This window comes from Micromonospora sp. NPDC005298 (genome assembly GCF_040607375.1).
Classification (GTDB): Bacteria; Actinomycetota; Actinomycetes; order Mycobacteriales; family Micromonosporaceae; genus Micromonospora.
The window spans coordinates 101,953-121,258 of record NZ_JBEXGP010000015.1 but is presented as its reverse complement, the minus strand read 5'-3'; the positions used below and the strand labels follow the sequence as shown (position 1 = coordinate 121,258).

Sequence of the window (19,306 nt, the reverse complement as noted above, 5' to 3'; positions counted from 1 at the left end):
GAAGCTCCCCCCGACACCGTCGCGGGCGAGGTGGTCCTGCGCCTCACCGACCTGGTCAAGACCTTCCCGGGGGTACGCGCCCTCGACGGTGTTCAGCTCGAGGTGCGCGCCGGCGAGGTGCACTGCCTGCTGGGTCAGAACGGCGCCGGCAAGTCCACCCTGATCAAGGTGCTGTCCGGGGTGCACCAGCCGGATTCGGGACAGGTGGAGTGGCGTGGCCAGCCGGCCACCTTCGCCAACCCGCAGGCCGCCATGAAGGCCGGTATCGCCACCATCTACCAGGAGCTCGACCTCGTCGAGGACCTCTCGGTCGCGGAGAATGCCTTCCTCGGTCACGAGCACCGCAGGTTCGGGTTCGTCAGGCGGGGCCGGATGGCCCGGCAGACCCGGCAGATCCTGGCGCGGCTCGGTCACGGCGAGATCCCGCCCGGACGGATGGTGCGCTCGCTGCCGGCCGCCGGCAAGCAGATCGTCAGCATGGCCCGGGCGCTGTCGCACGAGGCCCGACTGATCATCATGGACGAGCCGAGCGCGGTGCTGGCGCACGACGAGGTCGGCAACCTGTTCCGGATCATCCGGGAGCTGACCGCGCAGGGCATCGCCGTCATCTACATCTCCCACCGCCTGGAGGAGATCCGCGAGATCGGCGACCGGGTCACCGTACTCAAGGACGGCCGGACCACCGCGGCGAACCTGCCGGCGCGCGACACCCCGACCCGCGACCTGGTCAGCCGGATGACCGGCCGGACCATCGAGTACGTCTTCCCGGACCGCCCCACCGACGACGGCGCGGGCGCCGACCTGCTCCAGGTGGAGGGGTTGACCCGGCCCGGCGAGTTCGCCGACGTGTCGCTGAACGTGCGCGCCGGGGAGATCGTCGGCATCGCCGGTCTGGTCGGGTCCGGTCGGTCCGAGCTGCTGGAGACCATCTACGGCGCCCGTCTCGCGGAGTCCGGCTCGGTGCGGATGGACGGCAAGGTGCTGCGCCCCGGCGTCGGCGCGGCCGTGCGGGCGGGCATGGGGATGGCCCCGGAGGAACGCAAGAGCCAGGCGCTGCTGCTGGGTGAGCCGATCTACCGCAACGTCACGCTCGCCACGTTCGGCCGGTACGCGCGGCTCGGCTTCACCGACGCCGCGAAGGAACGCGCCGAGGCGGACCGGATCGCCGAGACCCTGGAGCTACGGCCCCGGGACGTCGACCGGCCGGTGCGCACCCTGTCCGGCGGCAACCAGCAGAAGGTGGTGGTCGGGCGATGGCTGCTCGGCGGCACCAAGTTGCTGCTGCTCGACGAGCCCACCCGGGGCGTCGACGTCGGTGCCCGGGCTGAGCTGTACCAGGTGATCCGGTCGTTGGCCGCCCAGGGCGTCGGTGTGCTGCTGGTCTCCAGCGAGGTCCCCGAGGTGCTGGGCCTGGCCGACCGGGTGCTGGTGATGCGGGAAGGACGGGTCGTCCGCGAGGCCGCGGCCGGCGAACTCGACGAGAACACCGTGCTCGACCTCGTCATGGCGGGGTCCCTGATGGAAGGCGCACCGGCATGAGCGACGCGACTCCCACTCCCACCGCGACACCGGAACGCCCGCAGCTTCCGGCGCAGTCGCCGCCGGTGGACCCGGCGGAGACGGCGGTGGCCAGTGACAAGGCGACGGGTACGGGCCGGCTCTCCTGGTGGCGGGGCGACGGCGGCGACGGCGCCAAGCGCAACCTTGGTCTGATCGGGGTGCTGGCCGCGCTCATCGTGGTCGGCGCGGTCACCAAACCGGACCTGTACGGCGACCCGACCTGGGTGTGGAACAACGTCCTGGCCATCCTGCAACTCGCCTCGGTCGTCGGCGTGGTCACCGTCGGCATGACCTTCGTGATCATCGGCGGCGGCATCGACCTGTCGGTGGGGGCGATCGTCGCGCTGGCCGGTGTCTGGTGCACCACCGTCGCCACCCAGAGCTACGGCGCCGGCGGCATGATCTTCACGGCGCTCGTCGTCGGCATCTGCGTCGGCCTGGTCAACGGCGTGCTCATCTCGTACGGCCGGCTGGTGCCGTTCATCGCGACGCTCGCGATGCTGGTGGCCGCCCGCGGTCTCGCCGCCTCCATCTCCAACAAGCAGACCCAGGTGTCCAGCAGCACCTTCATCAACGACATCGCCGCCCGCAAGGTGCTCGGGATCCCGATCCTCGTCTACATCCTCGGCGCGGTGGTGGTGGCCGGTTGGGTGCTGCTCAACCGCACGACGTTCGGCCGGCGGACCATCGCCGTCGGCGGCAACCCCGAGGCGGCGCGGCTGGCCGGCATCAACGTGCGCCGGCACACCATGCTCCTCTACGCGCTCTCCGGTCTCTGCTGCGGCATCGCCGCCATCATGCTCACCTCGCAGGCCACCTCGGCGCAGGCGGCGATGGCCAACCTGTACGAGCTGGACGCGATCGCCGCCGCGATCATCGGCGGGACGCTGCTCAGCGGTGGCCGGGGAACGATCGTCGGTTCGCTGCTCGGCGTCATCATCTTCGCCACGATCACGAACCTCTTCGCCATCAACGGCCTCTCCATCGAGGCGCAGAACATGGTCAAGGGCGGCATCATCGTCGCCGCCGTCCTGGTCCAGCAGTTCCAGTTCAAGTCCGTCACTCGGCTCCTCGCGCGGAACAGGGTCACCACCGCCTGACGCACCGCACCGTTGTCCCTGGCCACGTCGAAACTTTCGACGGGGGCAGGGCCCCGCACACCCTCATTCAGTCAGATACCGCTCCCAGGAGGTCGTTCATGACCCAGCACAGTCGCGACCTGTCGCGCCGCCGGTTGCTCTTCGGTGGAGCCGCAGTCGGCGCCGCCACCCTGCTGACGGCCTGCACCAGCAACGAGACCCCGGCCGCCAGCACCCAGACCAAGGCGGCCGGCAACAGCGAAGGCAACAACGCGCCGGGCAAGAAGGTCGTCATCGGCTTCTCCGCCCCGGCCGCCGACCACGGCTGGATGGGTGCGATCCACGCCAACGCCAAGGCGCAGGCCGCCGCGTACTCCGACGTGGAGTTCAAGGAGGTCGACGGCGGGTCGAACTCGGAGGCCCAGCGCTCCACGCTCGGCACGCTGATCGCCCAGAAGCCGGACATCATCGTGGTGCTGCCGCACGACGGCAAGGAGGTCAACGCCGTTGCCCTCCAGGCCATGCAGGCGGGCATCCCGATCGTCAACCTGGACCGGGCCTTCCCCGACGCGCTGGCATCGCGGCTGGTCATCAAGGGCGACAACTACGGCATGGGCGTCTCGGCCGGGCACTTCATCGGCAAGCAGCTCAAGGACAAGGGCATCGCCAACCCGGTGATCGGCGAGATCGCCGGCCTGGAGATCCCGCTGACCGTCGAGCGCAGCGCCGGCTTCGCGGCGGCCCTGGCGACCTACGGGTTCAAGGTGGGCAACCGGCGCTCGGCCGAGTTCACCTCGGACAGCGGCCAGCGCGAGGCGGCCCAGCTGCTCCAGGCGCTGCCGAAGATCGACGCGATCTGGAACCACGACGACGACCAGGGCATCGGCGTGCTCGCCGCCATCAAGCAGGCCAACCGGTCGGAGTTCTTCATGGTCGGCGGCGCGGGCTCCAAGCTCGCGATCGACGCGATCAAGGCCGACAACACCGTGCTCAAGGCGACGGTCACCTACAACCCGTCGATGGCGTCCTCGGCGGTCTCGCTCGCGCGGCTCATCGCGCAGGGCCGGGGCCTGGGCGACCTGACGGAGCTGCAGGTGCCCAAGGAAGTGACCCTGGCCTCCGAGACGATCACCAAGGAGAACGCGAGCAGCTACGACAAGCTCGGGTTCTGACATACCGGGGGGAGACCCACCTTGTCCACGACAGACAGAGAACTGCGGATCGGCATGGTCGGTTACGCGTTCATGGGCGCCGCGCACTCACAGGCGTGGCGCACCGTGAACCGCGTGTTCGACCTGCCGGCGCGGGCCCGGATGGCGCTGATCTGCGGCCGGGACACCGGAAAGGTGGCCGACGCCGCCGACCGGCTCGGCTGGGACGCGTACACGACGGACTGGCGTGACCTGATCAACCGGGACGACATCGACGTGGTCGACGTCTGCACACCGGGCGACAGCCACGCCGAGATCGCGCTCGCCGCGTTGGCCGCCGGTAAGCACGTACTGTGCGAGAAGCCGTTGGCCAACACGGTGGCCGAGGCACGGGCGATGACCGCCGCGGCGGAGACAGCCCGGGCCGCGGGTGTGCGGTCGATGTGCGGGTTCAACTACCGCCGGGTCCCCGCGGTCACGATGATGCGTCAGCTGGTCGCCGACGGACGACTCGGGGTGATTCGACACGTCCGTGCGACGTACCTGCAGGACTGGATCGTGGATCCGCAGTTCCCGCTGGTCTGGCGGTTGCAGAAGGACAGGGCGGGCTCCGGCGCGCTGGGTGACATCGGTGCGCACATCATCGACCTGACCCAGTTCGTCACCGGCCAGCGGATCACCGGGGTCAGCGCCGTCACCGAGACGTTCGTCAAGGAACGGCCGCTGCCGGCCGAGTCGAGCGGCCTCGCGGCCACCGTGGACGGCGGCACGTCGCCCACCGGCCAGGTGACCGTCGACGACGCCGCGGTCTTCGTGGCCCGGCTGACCGGCGGCGCGCTCGCCACGTACGAGGCGAGCCGGTTCGCCACCGGCCGCAAGAACGCGCTGCGGGTCGAGATCAACGGCTCGCTCGGCAGTGTGGTCTTCGACCTGGAACGCCTCAACGAGCTGGAGTTCTACGACGCCACCCGGCCGGGTGCCGAGCAGGGCTTCAGCCGGATCCTGGTGACCGAGGGCGAGCACCCGTACATGTCGGCGTGGTGGCCGCCGGGTCACATCATCGGCTACGAGCACTCCTTCACGCACGAGATGCGTGACTTCATCGAGGCGGTCGCCACCGGCGTCGACCCGACTCCGTCCTTCGCCGATGCGTTGCAGGTCCAGCTCGTGCTGGACGCGGTGGCACGTTCGGCGGAGGTCGGCTCCTCCTGGACCGAGGTGGAGCCGGCGCTGGCCGCGGTGGCCGTCTGACCATCGATCATCCGCGATGGCGGTGTTTCCCGCCGCCATCGCCCGACCGGCTTTCCGGAGCCGACCGGCGAGGGACCGGCCGCGGTTTGCGCCCCGCGGCCGGGACGAGGCCGGCGCCGGAGGGCGTGCAGCCGGGCCGTACGGCCCGGTGGCGCACGAGCAGGACGGTCGTCCGGTGTGGCCGGACCGGGATTCCCCGGCCGCACCGGAGGGCCGCCACCATTCCCGGCGGTCCGGGTTATCCGACGGTTCCGCCGGCCTGAGACGTCCGGCCCGGGCATGCCAACGCCCTGGCCGGCCGGATGCGGGGGAGGCAGGGTCGAGACGCCGACCGACCCTGCCTGCCAGCCCCGTCTGTCCGTACCCGCACCGGGAACCGGTCCGGCGTCGTCGCCGCCGACGCCGACGTCGGAACCGGGTGCCGTCCCGGTGCGGGCCGGGCGGGCGGGGCCCATCCACCCAGGGCGTATCTTTCCGAACAATATTCTGATATTTCTATGTTTAGTTACACCGACGGTTCCTCCTGAACGGGGAAGGAGCACCATGCGAACAGGTGTCTGGTTGGTGGGAGCGCGCGGTTCGGTCGCGACCACCAGCATCGTCGGAGGGCTCGCGCTGCGAGCCGGCCTGGCCGGGCCGACCGGCTGCGTCACGGAACTGCCCGAGCTGCGCGGTCCCGCACTGCCGTCCTTCGCCGACCTGGTCTTCGGCGGGCACGACCTGGCCACCACCCCGCTGTGCAAGCGCGCCGAGGCGCTCGCCGACGCCGGTGTCGTCCCCGGCCGGCTGGTCGCCGCGCTCCCCGACGAGCTGGGCGCCGTCGAGCAGGAGCTGCGTCCCGCGCCGGTCGGTGCCAACCAGGCCGACCGGGCCGCCGCCGTCGTCCACGACCTCACCAGCTTCCGCGAACGGCAGGGCCTGGACCGGGTGGTGGTGGTCAACGTCTCGGCCACCGAACCGACCCCCCGACCGCACCCCGGGCACGCCGACCCCGACGCGCTACGCGCCGCGCTCGCCGGCCCGGACGAGGTGCTGCCGCCCAGCTCCCTGTACGCGTACGCGGCGCTGCTGGCCGGCTGCCCGTACGTCGACTTCACCCCGTCCACCGGGCTGCGGCTGCCGGCGCTCGCCGCGCTGGCCCAGGAGCTGCGACTGCCGTACGCCGGGCACGACGGCAAGACCGGGGAGACCCTGGTCAAGTCGGTGCTCGCGCCGATGTTCGCGATGCGCAACCTGGCCGTGCGCTCCTGGTCGGGGATGAACCTGCTGGGCGGCGGCGACGGTGCCACCCTCGCCGACCCGGCCGCCAACGCGGCGAAGGTGCAGAGCAAGCAGCGGGTGCTCGGCGAGACGCTCGGCTACGTCCCGCAGGGCGGCACCCGGATCGAGTACGTCGAGGAGCTGGGCGACTTCAAGACCGCCTGGGATCTGATCACGTTCGCCGGCTTCCTCGGCACCGGCATGCGGATGGAGTTCACCTGGCACGGCTGCGACTCCGCGCTGGCCGCGCCGCTGGTGCTGGATCTGGCCCGGCTCACCGCCGCCGCGCACGCCGCCGGGCACGTCGGGCCGCTGCCCGAGCTGGGATTCTTCTTCAAGGACCCGCTCGGCGCGCCCACCCACTCGCTGGCCGAGCAGTGGACGCGGCTGGCCGACTTCACCCGCCAGTTGCACGCCGGCCGGGACGGTGGACATGACCACGCTGTCTGACGTCGCGGAACTGGTCCGGGCGCCGGCGGCGCTCTCGGTGCCCGGTGACGTGGTCGCCGGGGCGGCGGCGGCCGGCGTGCTGGGCCCGCGTACCCCCGCCCTGGCCGGCGCGTCGGTCCTGCTCTACTGGGCCGGCATGGCCGCCAACGACTGGGCCGACCGCCGCCTGGACGCCGTGGAGCGGCCCGAGCGGCCGATCCCCAGCGGCCGGGTCACCCCGACCGTCGCGGTCGGCCTCGCCGCCGGCCTCACCGCCGCCGGCGTGGGCCTGGCCGCCGCCGTGGGCGGCCGCCGCGCCGCCGCGCTCGCGGTGCCCCTGGCCGCCACCATCTGGGGGTACGACCTGCTGGCCAAGAACACCGCAGCCGGTCCGGCCGTGATGGCCGCCTGCCGGGGGCTGGACGTGCTGCTCGGCGCGGCCGGCGGCCGGTTGACCCGGGCGTTGCCGGCGGCGGCGACCGTCGCCGCGCACACCTGGACGGTCACCGCGCTGTCCCGCCGGGAGGTCACCGGCGCCGATCGGGTTCTGCCGGTCCGGACGCTCGCTGGCACCGCCCTGGTCGCCGTCAGCGCCGCCGTCGCCGCGCCGGGCAGTCGCCGCGCGACCCCCCGGACGAAGACGACCAACCGGGCCGGGGTGTCTGGCCGGGCCGGGGTGTCTGGCCGGGCCGAAGCGACCCCGCAGGCCGGAGCGACCGACCGGGCCGGGGCCGCCGGCGAGACCGCTGTCCACGGTGGCCGCTCCCGGTCGGCCGGGATCGCGGCCGTGCTGCCCGCCGTGTTGGCCGGCTGGTACGCCGCCCGGTACGGCGCGGCGCAGGCCGAGGTGGTCCGTGACCCGTCGGCCGGGCGGGTCCGTGCCGCCGTCGGCGCGGGGATCACCGGTCTGCCCGCCCTCCAGGGGGCGCTCACCGCACGCGGCGGCGCGGGCCTGCTCGGGGTCGCCGTCGCGGCGGCGGCGCCGTTGGGCCGGCGACTGGCCCGGAAGATGTCCCCGACATGACCGCCCCCGCGCCCCGACCCGCGCCGCCGGCCGCCGACGCGACGACCCTGCGCCTGGGGTACGGCACGAACGGCTTCGCCAACCACCGGCTCGACGACGCGCTCGCCGTCATCGCCGACCTCGGATACGACGGCGTCGCGCTCACCCTGGACCACGACCACCTCGACCCGTTCGCGCCCGGGCTCACCCGCCGGATCGCGGCCGTCGGCCGACGACTGAGCGAGCTGAATCTCGCCGTCGTGATCGAGACCGGAGCCCGGTACCTGCTCGACCCGTGGCACAAGCACGCCCCCACGCTGCTGCACGACGACCCGACGCGGCGGATCGAGTTCCTGCGCCGCGCCGTGCGGATCGGCGCGGACCTCGGTGCGGAGGCGGTCTCGTTCTGGGCCGGCGTACGCCCCGAGACGGTGTCGCCGCAGTGCGCCTGGGACCGGTTGGTCGCCGGCTGCGCCACGGTCGTCGACGCCGCCGATGCGGCGGGCGTCACCCTCGGCTTCGAACCGGAGCCCGGGATGCTCGTCGAGGACATCGCCGACTGGCGTCGACTGCACGCCGCTCTCGACGCGCCGGCCCGCCTCGGCATCACCCTCGACATCGGACACTGCCGCTGCCTGGAGCCGTGGCCGGTGCCGCAGTGTGTCGCCGAGGTGGCCGACCACCTGGTGAACGTGCAGATCGACGACATGCGCCGGGGTGTGCACGAGCACCTGGAGTTCGGCGTCGGCGAGATCGACTTCCCGCCCGTGCTGGCGGCCCTGGCGCAGGCCGGCTACCGGGGCCTGGTCGCGGTGGAGCTGCCCCGCGACTCACACGCCGCGCCGGCCGTGGCGGCCCGGTCGATCGAGTTCCTGCGCGCCGCCGCAGCAGCCGCCGGCGACCACCCGGCGAGCACCCTTTGCTCTGCACCCACCGATGCGACACCCACCGGGGCGGCACCCGCTGGCGCGGCACCCACCGGGGCGGCGCCCGCCGAGGTGGCACCCGCTGGCGCGACACCCACCGGGACGGCACCCGCTGCGACGGCACCCGCTGACGAGGCCCCGGTGCACATATAGGTGCAGAGCAAAGGGGTGTCGGGGCACACCTGGGAGCAGCACGAGGGAGGAGACGGCATGACACCGGATTCACTACGGGCCGCACTTCGAGGCGTACCCGATCCCGACTGGCTCGACACGGCGCTGCGCCGGGTCGCGACCGAGCCCACCGCGATCACCCGGCTCTTCCCCGCCGCAGGCCGGCGCTGCGGACGCGGCGCGCTGCCCGACGCCCCCGGCTGGACCGCCGACGACGCCGCCCGGGTGCTGCTGCTCACCGCGCTGCCCGGCGACCACGCCGCGTACGCCGACACCCTCTACCGGCACGGCGACGCGGCCGAGCGGCGGGCCGTGCTGCGCGCCCTGCCGCTGCTGCCGATCGGTGCCGCCGGGGTGCCGCTGCTGCACGACGCGATCCGGACCAACGACACCCGGCTGGTCTCCGCCGCCCTCGGCCCGTACGCCCGGCACCTCGACCCGGCCGCCTGGCGGCAGGCGGTGCTCAAGTGCGTGTTCAGTGGCGTCCCCCTCGCCACGGTGGCCGACCTGGACGCCCGCGCGGACGGTGAGCTGGCCGCCATGCTGGCCGCCCTGGCCGCCGAACGCCACGCCGCCGGCCGGGAACTGCCCGCCGACGCCACCGACCTGCTCGACCGGCTCACCGCCGCACTGCCCCGGGAGGCGTGACATGCGCATCTTCGACCCCCACATCCACATGACCTCGCGCACCACCGACGACTACGAACGGATGGCTGCCGCGGGCGTCCGGGCCGTGGTGGAGCCGGCGTTCTGGCTGGGCCAACCGCGTACCAGTGCCGCCTCGTTCACCGACTACTTCGACTCGCTGATCGGTTGGGAACCGTTCCGGGCCGGGCAGTTCGGGGTGCGGCACCACGCCACGGTGGCGCTGAACCCCAAGGAGGCCAACGACCCGCGCTGCCGCCCGGTTCTGGACCTGTTGCCCCGCTACCTGGACAAGGACGCGGTGGTGGCGGTCGGCGAGATCGGGTACGACTCGATGACACCGGAGGAGGACGAGGCGTTCGCCGCCCAGTTGGCCCTCGCCGTGGCGTACGACCTGCCGGCGCTGGTGCACACCCCGCACCGGGACAAGGCGCGCGGATGCGAACGGACCCTCGCCGTGGTCGCCGAATCCGGCATCGAGGCGGGTCGGGTGGTCGTCGACCACCTCAACGAGGTGACCGTCAAACTTGTCCGGGACAGCGGCTGCTGGCTGGGGTTCTCCATCTACCCGGACACCAAGATGACCCCGTCCCGGATGGTCGAGCTGCTGCGCGAGTACGGCACCGAGCGGATGCTCGTCAACTCGGCGGCCGACTGGGGGCGCTCCGACCCGCTGCTCACCAGGGCCACCGGCGAGGCGATGCTGCACGCCGGGTTCAGCGACGACGACGTCGACAGGGTGCTGTGGCGCAACCCGGTGGAGTTCTACGGGCAGTCCGGGCGGCTCGACCTCAGCGACCTGGAGGACCCCGCCGCCGTGGACCCGCAGACCGGCAACTCGATCCTGCGCGGCGGCAGCTGATGCGGCTACGACATGCCGGCGGCGACACCGTCCACCTCGGCTACTGCACGAACGTGCACCCCGCCGAGGACCTCGCCGGCATCCTCGCTCAACTGGACACCTACGCCCTCCCCGTCCGTGAAGCGCTCGGCAGCGACCTGCTCGGCCTCGGCCTGTGGCTGGCCGCCCCGGTCGCCGCCGAGCTGGCAGCCGACCCGACGCTGCGTCGCCGGTTGCGCGCCGAACTCGACGCGCGCGGGCTGGAGGTGGTCACTCTCAACGGCTTCCCGTACGCGGCCTTCCAGGCCCCGGTGGTCAAGAAGGACGTCTACCACCCCGACTGGACCACCGGGCAGCGGTTGACGTACACCCTGGACCTGGCCCGGGTGCTCGCCGACCTGCTGCCCGACGACGCGGCCCGGGGCTCGATCTCCACCCTTCCGCTGGCCTGGCGGCGGCCGTGGGACGCCGACCGGGCCGAAGCGGCGCGACGCCGACTGGACCAGCTCGCCGCCGGTCTGGCCGCCGTGCAGCGGGACACCGGCCGTGAGGTGCGGGTCGCCTTCGAGCCGGAACCCGGCTGCGTGGTGGAGAGCACCGGTCAGGCCGCCGCGCTGCTGTCCGGTATGGACACCGAGCGGTTGGGCGTCTGCCTCGACCTGGCCCACCTGGCGTGCGCCTGGGAGGACCCGGTGGACGCGCTGGAACGGTTGCGGGCGGCCGGGCTGCCGGTGGTGAAGGTGCAGGTCTCCGCGGCCGTCGAGGCCGCCGACCCGGTGGGTGGGGCCGACGCGCTGCACCGCTGGGTGGAGCCGCGCTTCATGCACCAGACCAGGGGCGCCGGGTGCGCCAGCGGCAGCGATCCCGCCGACGAGGCGTACGCCGCCGACGACCTGGACGAGGCACTGGACCGGGCGCTGCCCGGCCCGTGGCGGGTGCACTACCACGTGCCCCTGCACGCCCCGCCGGAGGAGCCGCTCGGCTCGACCCTGCCCGTTCTGCGCGCCGCGTTGAGAGCGCTCTACAGCGGCCCGACCGCCGGGTGCGACCACCTCGACGTCGAGACGTACACCTGGGGGGTGTTGCCGGCCGCGCGACGGCCGGGCACCGACGCGGAGCTGGCCGGCGGCATCGCCGCCGAACTGGCCTTCGCCCGTGACGAACTGGTCGGCCTCGGGCTGACCCCGGAGAGCACCGTGAACACGGGAGTGACGCGATGAGCCGACGACTGGTGGTCCTCGACGTGGTGGGGCTGACCCCGCGACTGCTGGCGCACATGCCCCGGCTCCGCGGAGTCGCCGACGGCGGGTTCCGGGCCGAGCTGGGCACCGTGCTGCCCGCCGTGACCTGCTCGGTGCAGTCCACGTTCCTCACCGGCGAGCCGCCCAGCGGGCACGGCATCGTCGGCAACGGGTGGTACTTCCGGGAGCTGGGCGAGGTGCTGCTGTGGCGGCAGCACAACGCGCTGGTCGGCGGGGAGAAGCTCTGGCAGGCCGCCCGAAAGGCCGAGCCGGGCTACACCGTCGCCAACGTCTGCTGGTGGTACGCCATGGGCGCCGACGTCGACTGGACGGTCACGCCGCGCCCCGTGTACTACGCCGACGGGCGCAAGGAGCCGGACTGCTACACCGACCCGCCGGAGCTGCACGACGCGCTCACCGGGCGGCTCGGCACCTTCCCGCTGTTCACCTACTGGGGGCCGACGGCCGGCCTGGCATCGTCGAAGTGGATCTGCCAGGCCGCGGAGCAGATCCTGGCAGATGTGTCGCCCGACCTCACCCTCGTCTACGTCCCGCACCTGGACTACGACCTGCAACGCTTCGGCCCGTCGTCGGCCCAGGCCGCCGCCGCGGCGGCGGAGCTGGACACCGTGCTCGGGCCACTGCTGGACGCCGCCCGCGCCCGCGACGCCACGGTGGTGGTGCTGTCCGAGTACGGCATCACCGACGTGTCCCGCCCCGTCGACGTCAACCGCCTGCTGCGCGCCGAAGGGCTGCTGCGGGTGCACACCCAGGCCGGCATGGAGTACCTCGACCCGTGGACGTCCAGGGCGTTCGCGGTCGCCGACCACCAGGTCGCGCACGTCTACGTCAAGGATCCGGCCGACGTGCCGGCGGTGGCGAAGCTCTGCGCCGGCCTGCCCGGGGTCGCCGAGGTGCTCGACGCCGAGGGCAAGGCCGCGCACGGGCTGGACCATCCGCGTGCCGGTGAGCTGGTGCTGGTGGCCGAGCCGGACGCCTGGTTCACGTACTACTACTGGCTCGACGACGCCCGCGCGCCGGACTTCGCCCGGCTCGTCGAGATCCACCGCAAGCCCGGGTACGACCCCGCCGAGCTGTTCTTCGACCCGGCCAACCCCGGCGCGGCGAAGCTGCGGGCCGCCGCCGCGCTGGCCCGCAAGAAGGTCGGCATGCGGTACCTGATGAACGCCGTCGGCCTGGACGCCGGCGCCCGGGCGGTACGCGGCTCGCACGGGCGGCTGCCGGACGACCCGGCGGACGCGCCGGTGCTGCTCTGCTCCGACCCGGCCGCGGCCCGGGACCGGATCGCGGCGACCGAGGTCAAGGGTCTGTTACTGGAACTCGCCGGGCTGAGCGGCGGCGACGGCGCGGTGGAGCGGCCGGGGGAGGGGTCGTGACGGTCACCGTCACGCCCACCGACGCCAGCGGGCTGCGGGCGCGCTTCGACGCGGAGCTGGCAGCCTTCCTGGACCGGCAGGGCCCGGACTGGCCGGACGGCGCGCCGCGCGGGGTGTTCACCGCGCTGCAACGGTTCGTGCTGGCCGGCGGTAAGCGGCTGCGTCCGCTCTTCTGCTACTGGGGTTGGCGCGGAGCGGGCGCCGCCGACGGCACCCCGATCGTGGTGGCGGCGGCGGCCCTGGAGTTGTTCCACGCGTTCGCGTTGATCCACGACGACATCCTCGACGGCAGCGACCGCCGTCGGGGTGAGCCGTCGGTGCACCGGCTCTTCGCCGACCTGCACACCCGCTCGTCGTGGCGCGGCGACCCGGAGGCGTACGGGCGCAACACGGCGCTGCTCTGCGGAGATCTCTGCGCGGCCTGGTCGGACCAGATGTTCCACGAGTGCGGGCTGGACACCGAGCAGGTGCACCGGGGCTACGGCGTCTTCGCGCTGATGCGCACCGAGGTGATCGCGGGGGAGTACCTGGACCTGGTCTCCGGGGTGGGCGACGGCTCGGTGGCCAGCGCGCTGACGGTGATAAGGATGAAGGCGGCCCGCTACACGGTGACCCGCCCGTTGCAGATCGGCGCCGCGCTGGCCGGCGCGGAACCGGAGCTGATCGAGGCGCTGGGCGAGTTCGGTGACCCGTTGGGTGACGCGTTCCAGCTCCGCGACGACGTGCTCGGCGTCTTCGGTGACCCGGCGGTCACCGGCAAGTCGGTGCTCGACGACCTGCGGGAGGGCAAGCCGACGGTGATGATGGCGCTGGCCCGCAGCGCCGCCGACCGGACGCAGACCGCGCGGCTGCGGGAGCTGTTCGGCAACCCGGCGTTGGACTCCGAGGGCGCCGCCGAGCTGCGGACCATCATCGAGGGGACCGGCGCGCGGGAGCGGATCGAGCAGATGATCCGGGTACGCACCGAGGCGGCGCTCACCGCGCTGGAGAGCGCTCAGGTGGCCGACGAGGCCCGGGCCGCGCTGATCGCGTTGGCCGCGCAGGCGATCGACCGCCGCGCCTGAATTCCGCCGACTTTCGGTGAGATCGACGAAAGTTGTCGCCGGATCACCGGAAGGTATGGACACATCGACACGCCGCAATTTAGTGTCGTGACCAACACGACATTGTTTCGTCGAGGTGAACCGGCGGCGCGGTAACCCATCGACCCCCCCCCACCACCACCGCTACGGCATCCGGCGCGACGGCGCGCGCCCGGCCTGGCATCCGTCAGGAAGGGACAGCACAGATGTCCATGAAGGACTCACCCACCCACCGGTCCCGACGATGGTTCTCCGCCGGATCGGCACTGCTGCTCACGATCGCGGGCGGCACCGTCGCACTCGCGCTCGGCACCGCACCCGCCCAGGCGCACACCATCACCGCGAGCGACTTCCAGCAGGTCGAGCTGGCCCGTGGCGTCGCCGACATGGGCGAGCCGATGTCGCTCGCCGTCCTGCCGGACCGTTCGGTCCTGCACACCGCCCGCAACGGCACCCTGCGCCGCACCGACGCTGCCGGCACCACCACCGTGATCGGCACCCTGTCCGTCTACAACCACGACGAGGAGGGGTTGCAGGGCGTCGGGGTCGACCCGAACTTCGCCAGCAACCGGCAGATCTTCCTCTACTACGCGCCGCCGCTCTCCACCCCCGGCGGTGACGCGCCCGCCACCGGCACCGACTTCTCGGCCTGGCAGGGCGTGAACCGCCTCTCCCGGTTCACCCTCAACGCCGACTTCACCGTCAACCAGGCCAGCAAGGTCGACGTCCTCGACGTACCCGCCGACCGGGGCCTGTGCTGCCATGTCGGCGGAGACATCGACTTCGACGCCGCCGGCAACCTCTACCTGTCCACCGGCGACGACACCAACCCGTTCGAGTCCGCCGGCTACTCGCCGCTCGACGAGCGGACCAACCGCAACCCCGCGTACGACGCGCAGCGCAGCGCCGGCAACACCAACGACCTGCGCGGCAAGATCCTGCGGATCAAGGTGAACGCCAACGGGACGTACTCCATCCCGTCAGGCAACCTGTTCGCGCCCGGCACGGCCAGGACCCGCCCGGAGATCTACGCGATGGGCTTCCGCAACCCGTTCCGGATCAGCGTCGACAAGGCCACCGGTGTCGTCTACGTCGGTGACTACGGGCCGGACGCCGGCTCCACCAGCGCCACCCGCGGCCCGTCCGGCCAGGTCGAGTTCAACCGGGTCGCCGCACCGGGCAACTACGGATGGCCGTACTGCACCGGCACCAACACCACCACCGAGACGTACAACGAGTGGGACTTCGCCACCAACGCCAGCGGGGCGAAGTACAACTGCACCGGCGGGCCGACCAACAACTCGTTTCGCAACACCGGCCTGACCACTCTGCCGCCGGCCCAGCCGGCCTGGATCCGGTACGCGGGCGACGCCGGCACCCCCACCGAGTTCGGCGGCGGCTCCGAGTCGCCGATGGGTGGCCCGGTCTACCGGTACAACGCCTCGTCGACGTCCACCACGAAGTTCCCGCAGTCCTTCGACGGGCAGTTCTTCGCCACCGAGTTCGGGCGGGGCTGGATCAAGCCCATCCACGTCAACTCCGACGGCACCCGGGGCGCCATCGACACCTTCCCGTGGGTCGGCAAGCAGGTGATGGACTCGGCGTTCGGCCCGGACGGCGCGTACTACGTGCTCGACTACGGCACCGGCTACTTCAACGGCGACGCCAACTCGGCGCTCTACCGCTTCGACTACGTCGGCGGCGGCAACCGGGCGCCGTCGGCGGTGGCCAGCGCCAACCGGACCTCCGGCGCGGCCCCGCTCGCGGTGACCTTCTCCTCGGCCGGCTCGTCCGACCCCGAGGGCGGCGCGCTCACCTACTCGTGGGCGTTCGGTGACGGCACCACCTCCACCGCCGCCAACCCGACCAAGACGTACACCACCAACGGCACGTACACCGCCACGCTGACGGTGCGGGACCCGCAGGGCGCCACCGGCAGCAGCAGCGTACGGATCAGCGTCGGCAACACCGCGCCGACGGTGACCATCAACAACCCGGGCAACGGGCAGCTGTTCAGCTTCGGTGACACGGTGCCGTTCAGCATCACGGTGACCGACCCGGAGGACGGCACGATCGACTGCACGAAGGTCAAGATGACCTACGTGCTCGGGCACGACCAGCACGGGCACCAGATCACCTCGAAGACCGGCTGCTCCGGCTCGATCACCATCCCGGTCGACGGTGAGCACGACGACGCGGCGAACATCTTCGCGATCTTCGACGCCGAGTACACCGACGCCGGTGGTCTGACCACCCACACCCAGCACACGCTGCCGCCGCGGCACCGGCAGGCCGAGTTCTACGGCACCTCGTCCGGGATCAACGTGTTCAGCAAGACCCCCGCCGAGGGCGGCAAGACCGTCGGCGACATCAACAACGGCGACTGGATCGCGTTCCAGCCGTACCGGTTGGGCAACGTCACCTCGTTCACCGCGCGGGTCTCCTCGGCCGGCTCCGGTGGCACCCTCCAGGTCCGGTCGGGCTCGGCCACCGGCACGGTGCTCGGCTCCGCGACGGTCCCGGTGACCGGCGGTTGGGAGACGTTCACCACGGTCACCGGCGCGATCAGCAACCCGCCGACCGGTACGACGACGCTCTACCTGACGTTCGCCGGCTCGGGCACCGGGGCGCTCTTCGACCTGGACGCGTTCACCTTCGTCACCGGTACGCCACCGGCCGGCGGGACGGGCGCGATCAAGGGTCTGGGCGGCAAGTGCCTGGACGTGCGCAACGCCGCCACCGCGGACGGCACCCAGATCCAGATCTACACCTGCAACGGCAGTGCCGCGCAGACCTGGGCGGTCACGCCGAACTCGACGGTCAAGTCGCTGGGCAAGTGCCTGGACGTCTCGGGTGGCGCCACCGCCGACGGCACCAAGATCCAGCTCTGGACCTGCAACGGGACCGGGGCGCAGAACTGGTCCGCCCAGGCCGACGGGACGCTGCGCAACGTGGCGTCCGGCAAGTGCCTGGACGTCTCGGGCAACAACTCGGCCGACAGCACGGTGGTCCACCTGTGGACCTGCACCGCCGCCGCCAACCAAAAGTGGACCCTGCCCTGAGTGGAAAGGAAGGGCCCCTTGTTAACGCCTAACGTTGTACAAGGGGCCCTTCCTAACAGTTTTTAGGAGAGCGATATGCGCAGACTCCTGCGACCCGTCCTCGGCACGGCGATGGCCGCCCTCGCCGTTCTCGCCTGCACCACCCCGGCCACCCCCGCCAGCGCCGCCGACGCCCCGTACGACGTGCTGGTGTTCTCCAAGACCGCCGGCTTCCGGCACGACGCGATCCCGGTCGGCATCCAGACCATCCGTGACCTGGGCGCCGCGAACAACTTCACGGTGACCGCCACGGAGGACGCCGCCGCGTTCACCACCGCCAACCTCGCCCAGTACGAGGCGGTGGTCTTCCTCAACACCACGGGTGACGTGCTCAACGCCAGCCAGCAGACCGCGTTCGAGTCGTACATCGGTTCGGGGCACGGGTACGTGGGTGTGCACGCCGCCGCCGACACCGAGTACGACTGGCCGTTCTACGGCAACCTGGTCGGAGCGTGGTTCGCCTCGCACCCGGCGATCCAGCAGGCCAACATGAAGGTCGAGGATCGGGGTCACGCGGCGACGGCGCACCTGCCGCAGACCTGGACCCGCACCGACGAGTGGTACAACTACCGGACCAACGCCCGGTCCACCGCGCACGTGCTGGCCACCCTCGACGAGTCGTCGTACTCCGGTGGCGGCATGGGCGCGGACCATCCGCTGAGCTGGTGCAAGGGTTACAGCGGCGGCCGGTCCTTCTACACCGGTGCCGGGCACACCCAGGCGTCGTACGCGGAGCCGGCGTTCCGGGCGCACCTGCTCGGCGGCATCCGGTACGCGGCCGGTCGGAGCAAGGCCGACTGCCGTCCGGAGACCGGCTACACCCCGCTGTTCAACGGTTCGACGGCCGGCTGGTCGCAGGCCGGTCCGGGGAGCTTCACCAACTCGGACGCCACCCTCACCTCGGTGGGTGGGATGGGGCTGTTCTGGTACAACGCCAAGCAGTTCACCAACTATTCGCTGAAGCTGGACTGGAAGCTCGCCGGGGACGACAACTCGGGCATCTTCATCGGGTTCCCGCCGTCGAGTGACCCGTGGTCGGCGGTGGACAACGGTTACGAGATCCAGATCGACGCCACCGACGCGGTGGACCGCACCACCGGGGCGGTCTACACGTTCAAGTCCGCCGACATCGCGGCCCGCGACGCGGCGCTCAACGCGCCGGGGGAGTGGAACACGTACGAGCTGCTGGTCGAGGGTGAGCGGCTGCAGATCTTCCTCAACGGCGTGAAGATCAACGATTTCACGAACACCAACCCGGTACGGTCGCTGGCCGGCCACATCGGTATCCAGAACCACGGCACCGGTGACGACGCCTCGTTCCGCAACATCCGGATCAAGGAGTTGGGCACCACGCCGCCGCCGACCGGCAACACCACGGTCCAGGCCGAGGCGTTCAGTTCGGCCAACGGCGTCTCCGCGTTCACGAAGGCGGGTGCCAACGGCGGGCAGACCGTCGGCTACATCGACCCGGGCGACTGGGCCGCGTACAACGGCGTCGACCTGACCGGGGTCACCTCGTTCACCTCCCGGGTCGTCTCGGGCGGCGCGGGCGGCACCATCCAGGTGCGTACCGGTTCGGCCACCGGCACGGTGCTCGGCTCGGTCGCGGTGCCGAACACCGGCAGCTGGACCACCTTCGCCAACGTCACCACCGCCCTGTCGAACGTCCCGTCCGGCACCCAGAACCTCTACCTCACCTTCTCCGGTAGCGGCACCGGGCTCTTCGACGTGGACGACTTCACCCTGGTCAAGGGGACTGGTGGCGGCACCGGGGTCGGCCCGGTCAAGGGACTGGCCGGCAAGTGCCTGGACGTGCGCAACGGCGCCACGGCCGACGGCACCCAGATCCAGATCTACACCTGCAACGGCAGCGCGGCGCAGACCTGGACCGTGACGCCGAACTCCACGATCAAGGCCCTCGGCAAGTGCCTCGACGTGTCCGGCAGCGGCACCGCCGACGGCACCAAGATCCAGCTGTGGACCTGCAACGGCACGGGGGCGCAGAACTGGGCGGCCCAGTCCGACGGCACGCTGCGCAACCCGTCGTCGGGCAAGTGCCTCGACGTCTCCGGCAACAACTCGGCAGACAGCACGATCGTGCACCTCTGGACCTGCCTCAACGCGGCCAACCAGAAGTGGACCCTGCCCTGACCGGCTGAGCGCGACCAG

14 protein-coding genes are annotated in these 19,306 nt (G+C 72.0%); all 14 read left to right on the top strand.

The features are described 5' to 3' along the window. Window positions 1–30 precede the first annotated feature (30 nt). The 14 genes from ABZS77_RS20680 (at window position 31) to ABZS77_RS20615 (ending at window position 19,288) form a co-directional block, all read left to right on the top strand. Window positions 31–1,539: a sugar ABC transporter ATP-binding protein gene (locus ABZS77_RS20680; protein WP_354825063.1), complete on the top strand. Its 1,509-nt coding sequence runs from the start codon at window positions 31–33 to the stop codon at window positions 1,537–1,539. Beyond that, the gene (locus tag ABZS77_RS20675; RefSeq protein ID WP_354824997.1) at window positions 1,536–2,660 is read left to right on the top strand and encodes an ABC transporter permease; all 1,125 of its coding nucleotides are present in this window, start codon (window positions 1,536–1,538) and stop codon (window positions 2,658–2,660) included. Before ABZS77_RS20680 ends, ABZS77_RS20675 begins: the two co-directional genes overlap by 4 nt. Before the next feature lie 98 nt (window positions 2,661–2,758). Then, window positions 2,759–3,811: a substrate-binding domain-containing protein gene (locus ABZS77_RS20670; RefSeq protein WP_354824994.1), complete on the top strand. Its 1,053-nt coding sequence runs from the start codon at window positions 2,759–2,761 to the stop codon at window positions 3,809–3,811. A 21-nt stretch (window positions 3,812–3,832) separates the two neighbouring features. Next, window positions 3,833–5,041, top strand: a complete 1,209-nt coding sequence (locus tag ABZS77_RS20665) for a Gfo/Idh/MocA family oxidoreductase (protein WP_354824991.1) — start codon at window positions 3,833–3,835, stop codon at window positions 5,039–5,041. Between the two features lie 543 nt (window positions 5,042–5,584). Next, window positions 5,585–6,751, top strand: coding sequence for an inositol-3-phosphate synthase (locus ABZS77_RS20660; RefSeq protein WP_354824988.1), 1,167 nt, complete (start codon window positions 5,585–5,587; stop codon window positions 6,749–6,751). After that, the gene (locus ABZS77_RS20655; protein WP_354824985.1) at window positions 6,735–7,754 is read left to right on the top strand and encodes an SCO3242 family prenyltransferase; all 1,020 of its coding nucleotides are present in this window, start codon (window positions 6,735–6,737) and stop codon (window positions 7,752–7,754) included. The genes ABZS77_RS20660 and ABZS77_RS20655 overlap by 17 nt, the downstream gene beginning before the upstream one ends. Beyond that, window positions 7,751–8,812, top strand: coding sequence for a sugar phosphate isomerase/epimerase family protein (locus ABZS77_RS20650; protein ID WP_354824982.1), 1,062 nt, complete (start codon window positions 7,751–7,753; stop codon window positions 8,810–8,812). Before ABZS77_RS20655 ends, ABZS77_RS20650 begins: the two co-directional genes overlap by 4 nt. A 57-nt stretch (window positions 8,813–8,869) precedes the next feature. Further along, entirely contained in the window at window positions 8,870–9,478 is a 609-nt protein-coding gene (locus tag ABZS77_RS20645) for an EboA domain-containing protein (RefSeq protein WP_354824979.1), read from the top strand. 1 nt (window position 9,479) lies between these two features. Further along, entirely contained in the window at window positions 9,480–10,337 is an 858-nt protein-coding gene (locus ABZS77_RS20640; RefSeq protein ID WP_354824976.1) for a TatD family hydrolase, read from the top strand. Then, window positions 10,337–11,536: a metabolite traffic protein EboE gene (gene eboE, locus ABZS77_RS20635; RefSeq protein ID WP_354824973.1), complete on the top strand. Its 1,200-nt coding sequence runs from the start codon at window positions 10,337–10,339 to the stop codon at window positions 11,534–11,536. The genes ABZS77_RS20640 and eboE overlap by 1 nt, the downstream gene beginning before the upstream one ends. Continuing rightward, window positions 11,533–12,954, top strand: coding sequence for a nucleotide pyrophosphatase/phosphodiesterase family protein (locus ABZS77_RS20630; protein WP_354824970.1), 1,422 nt, complete (start codon window positions 11,533–11,535; stop codon window positions 12,952–12,954). Before eboE ends, ABZS77_RS20630 begins: the two co-directional genes overlap by 4 nt. Next, window positions 12,951–14,018 carry a polyprenyl synthetase family protein gene (locus ABZS77_RS20625; RefSeq protein WP_354824968.1) on the top strand — a complete coding sequence of 356 codons (1,068 nt, stop codon included), beginning with the start codon at window positions 12,951–12,953 and terminating at the stop codon, window positions 14,016–14,018. The genes ABZS77_RS20630 and ABZS77_RS20625 overlap by 4 nt, the downstream gene beginning before the upstream one ends. A 224-nt stretch (window positions 14,019–14,242) precedes the next feature. After that, a complete protein-coding gene (locus ABZS77_RS20620; RefSeq protein ID WP_354824965.1) occupies window positions 14,243–17,098 on the top strand; it encodes a PQQ-dependent sugar dehydrogenase in 2,856 nt (951 codons plus the stop codon). A gap of 75 nt (window positions 17,099–17,173) precedes the next feature. Then, on the top strand, window positions 17,174–19,288 hold the full coding sequence (locus tag ABZS77_RS20615) for a ThuA domain-containing protein (RefSeq protein ID WP_354824962.1): 2,115 nt from the start codon (window positions 17,174–17,176) through the stop codon (window positions 19,286–19,288). The last annotated feature ends 18 nt before the right edge of the window (window positions 19,289–19,306 follow it).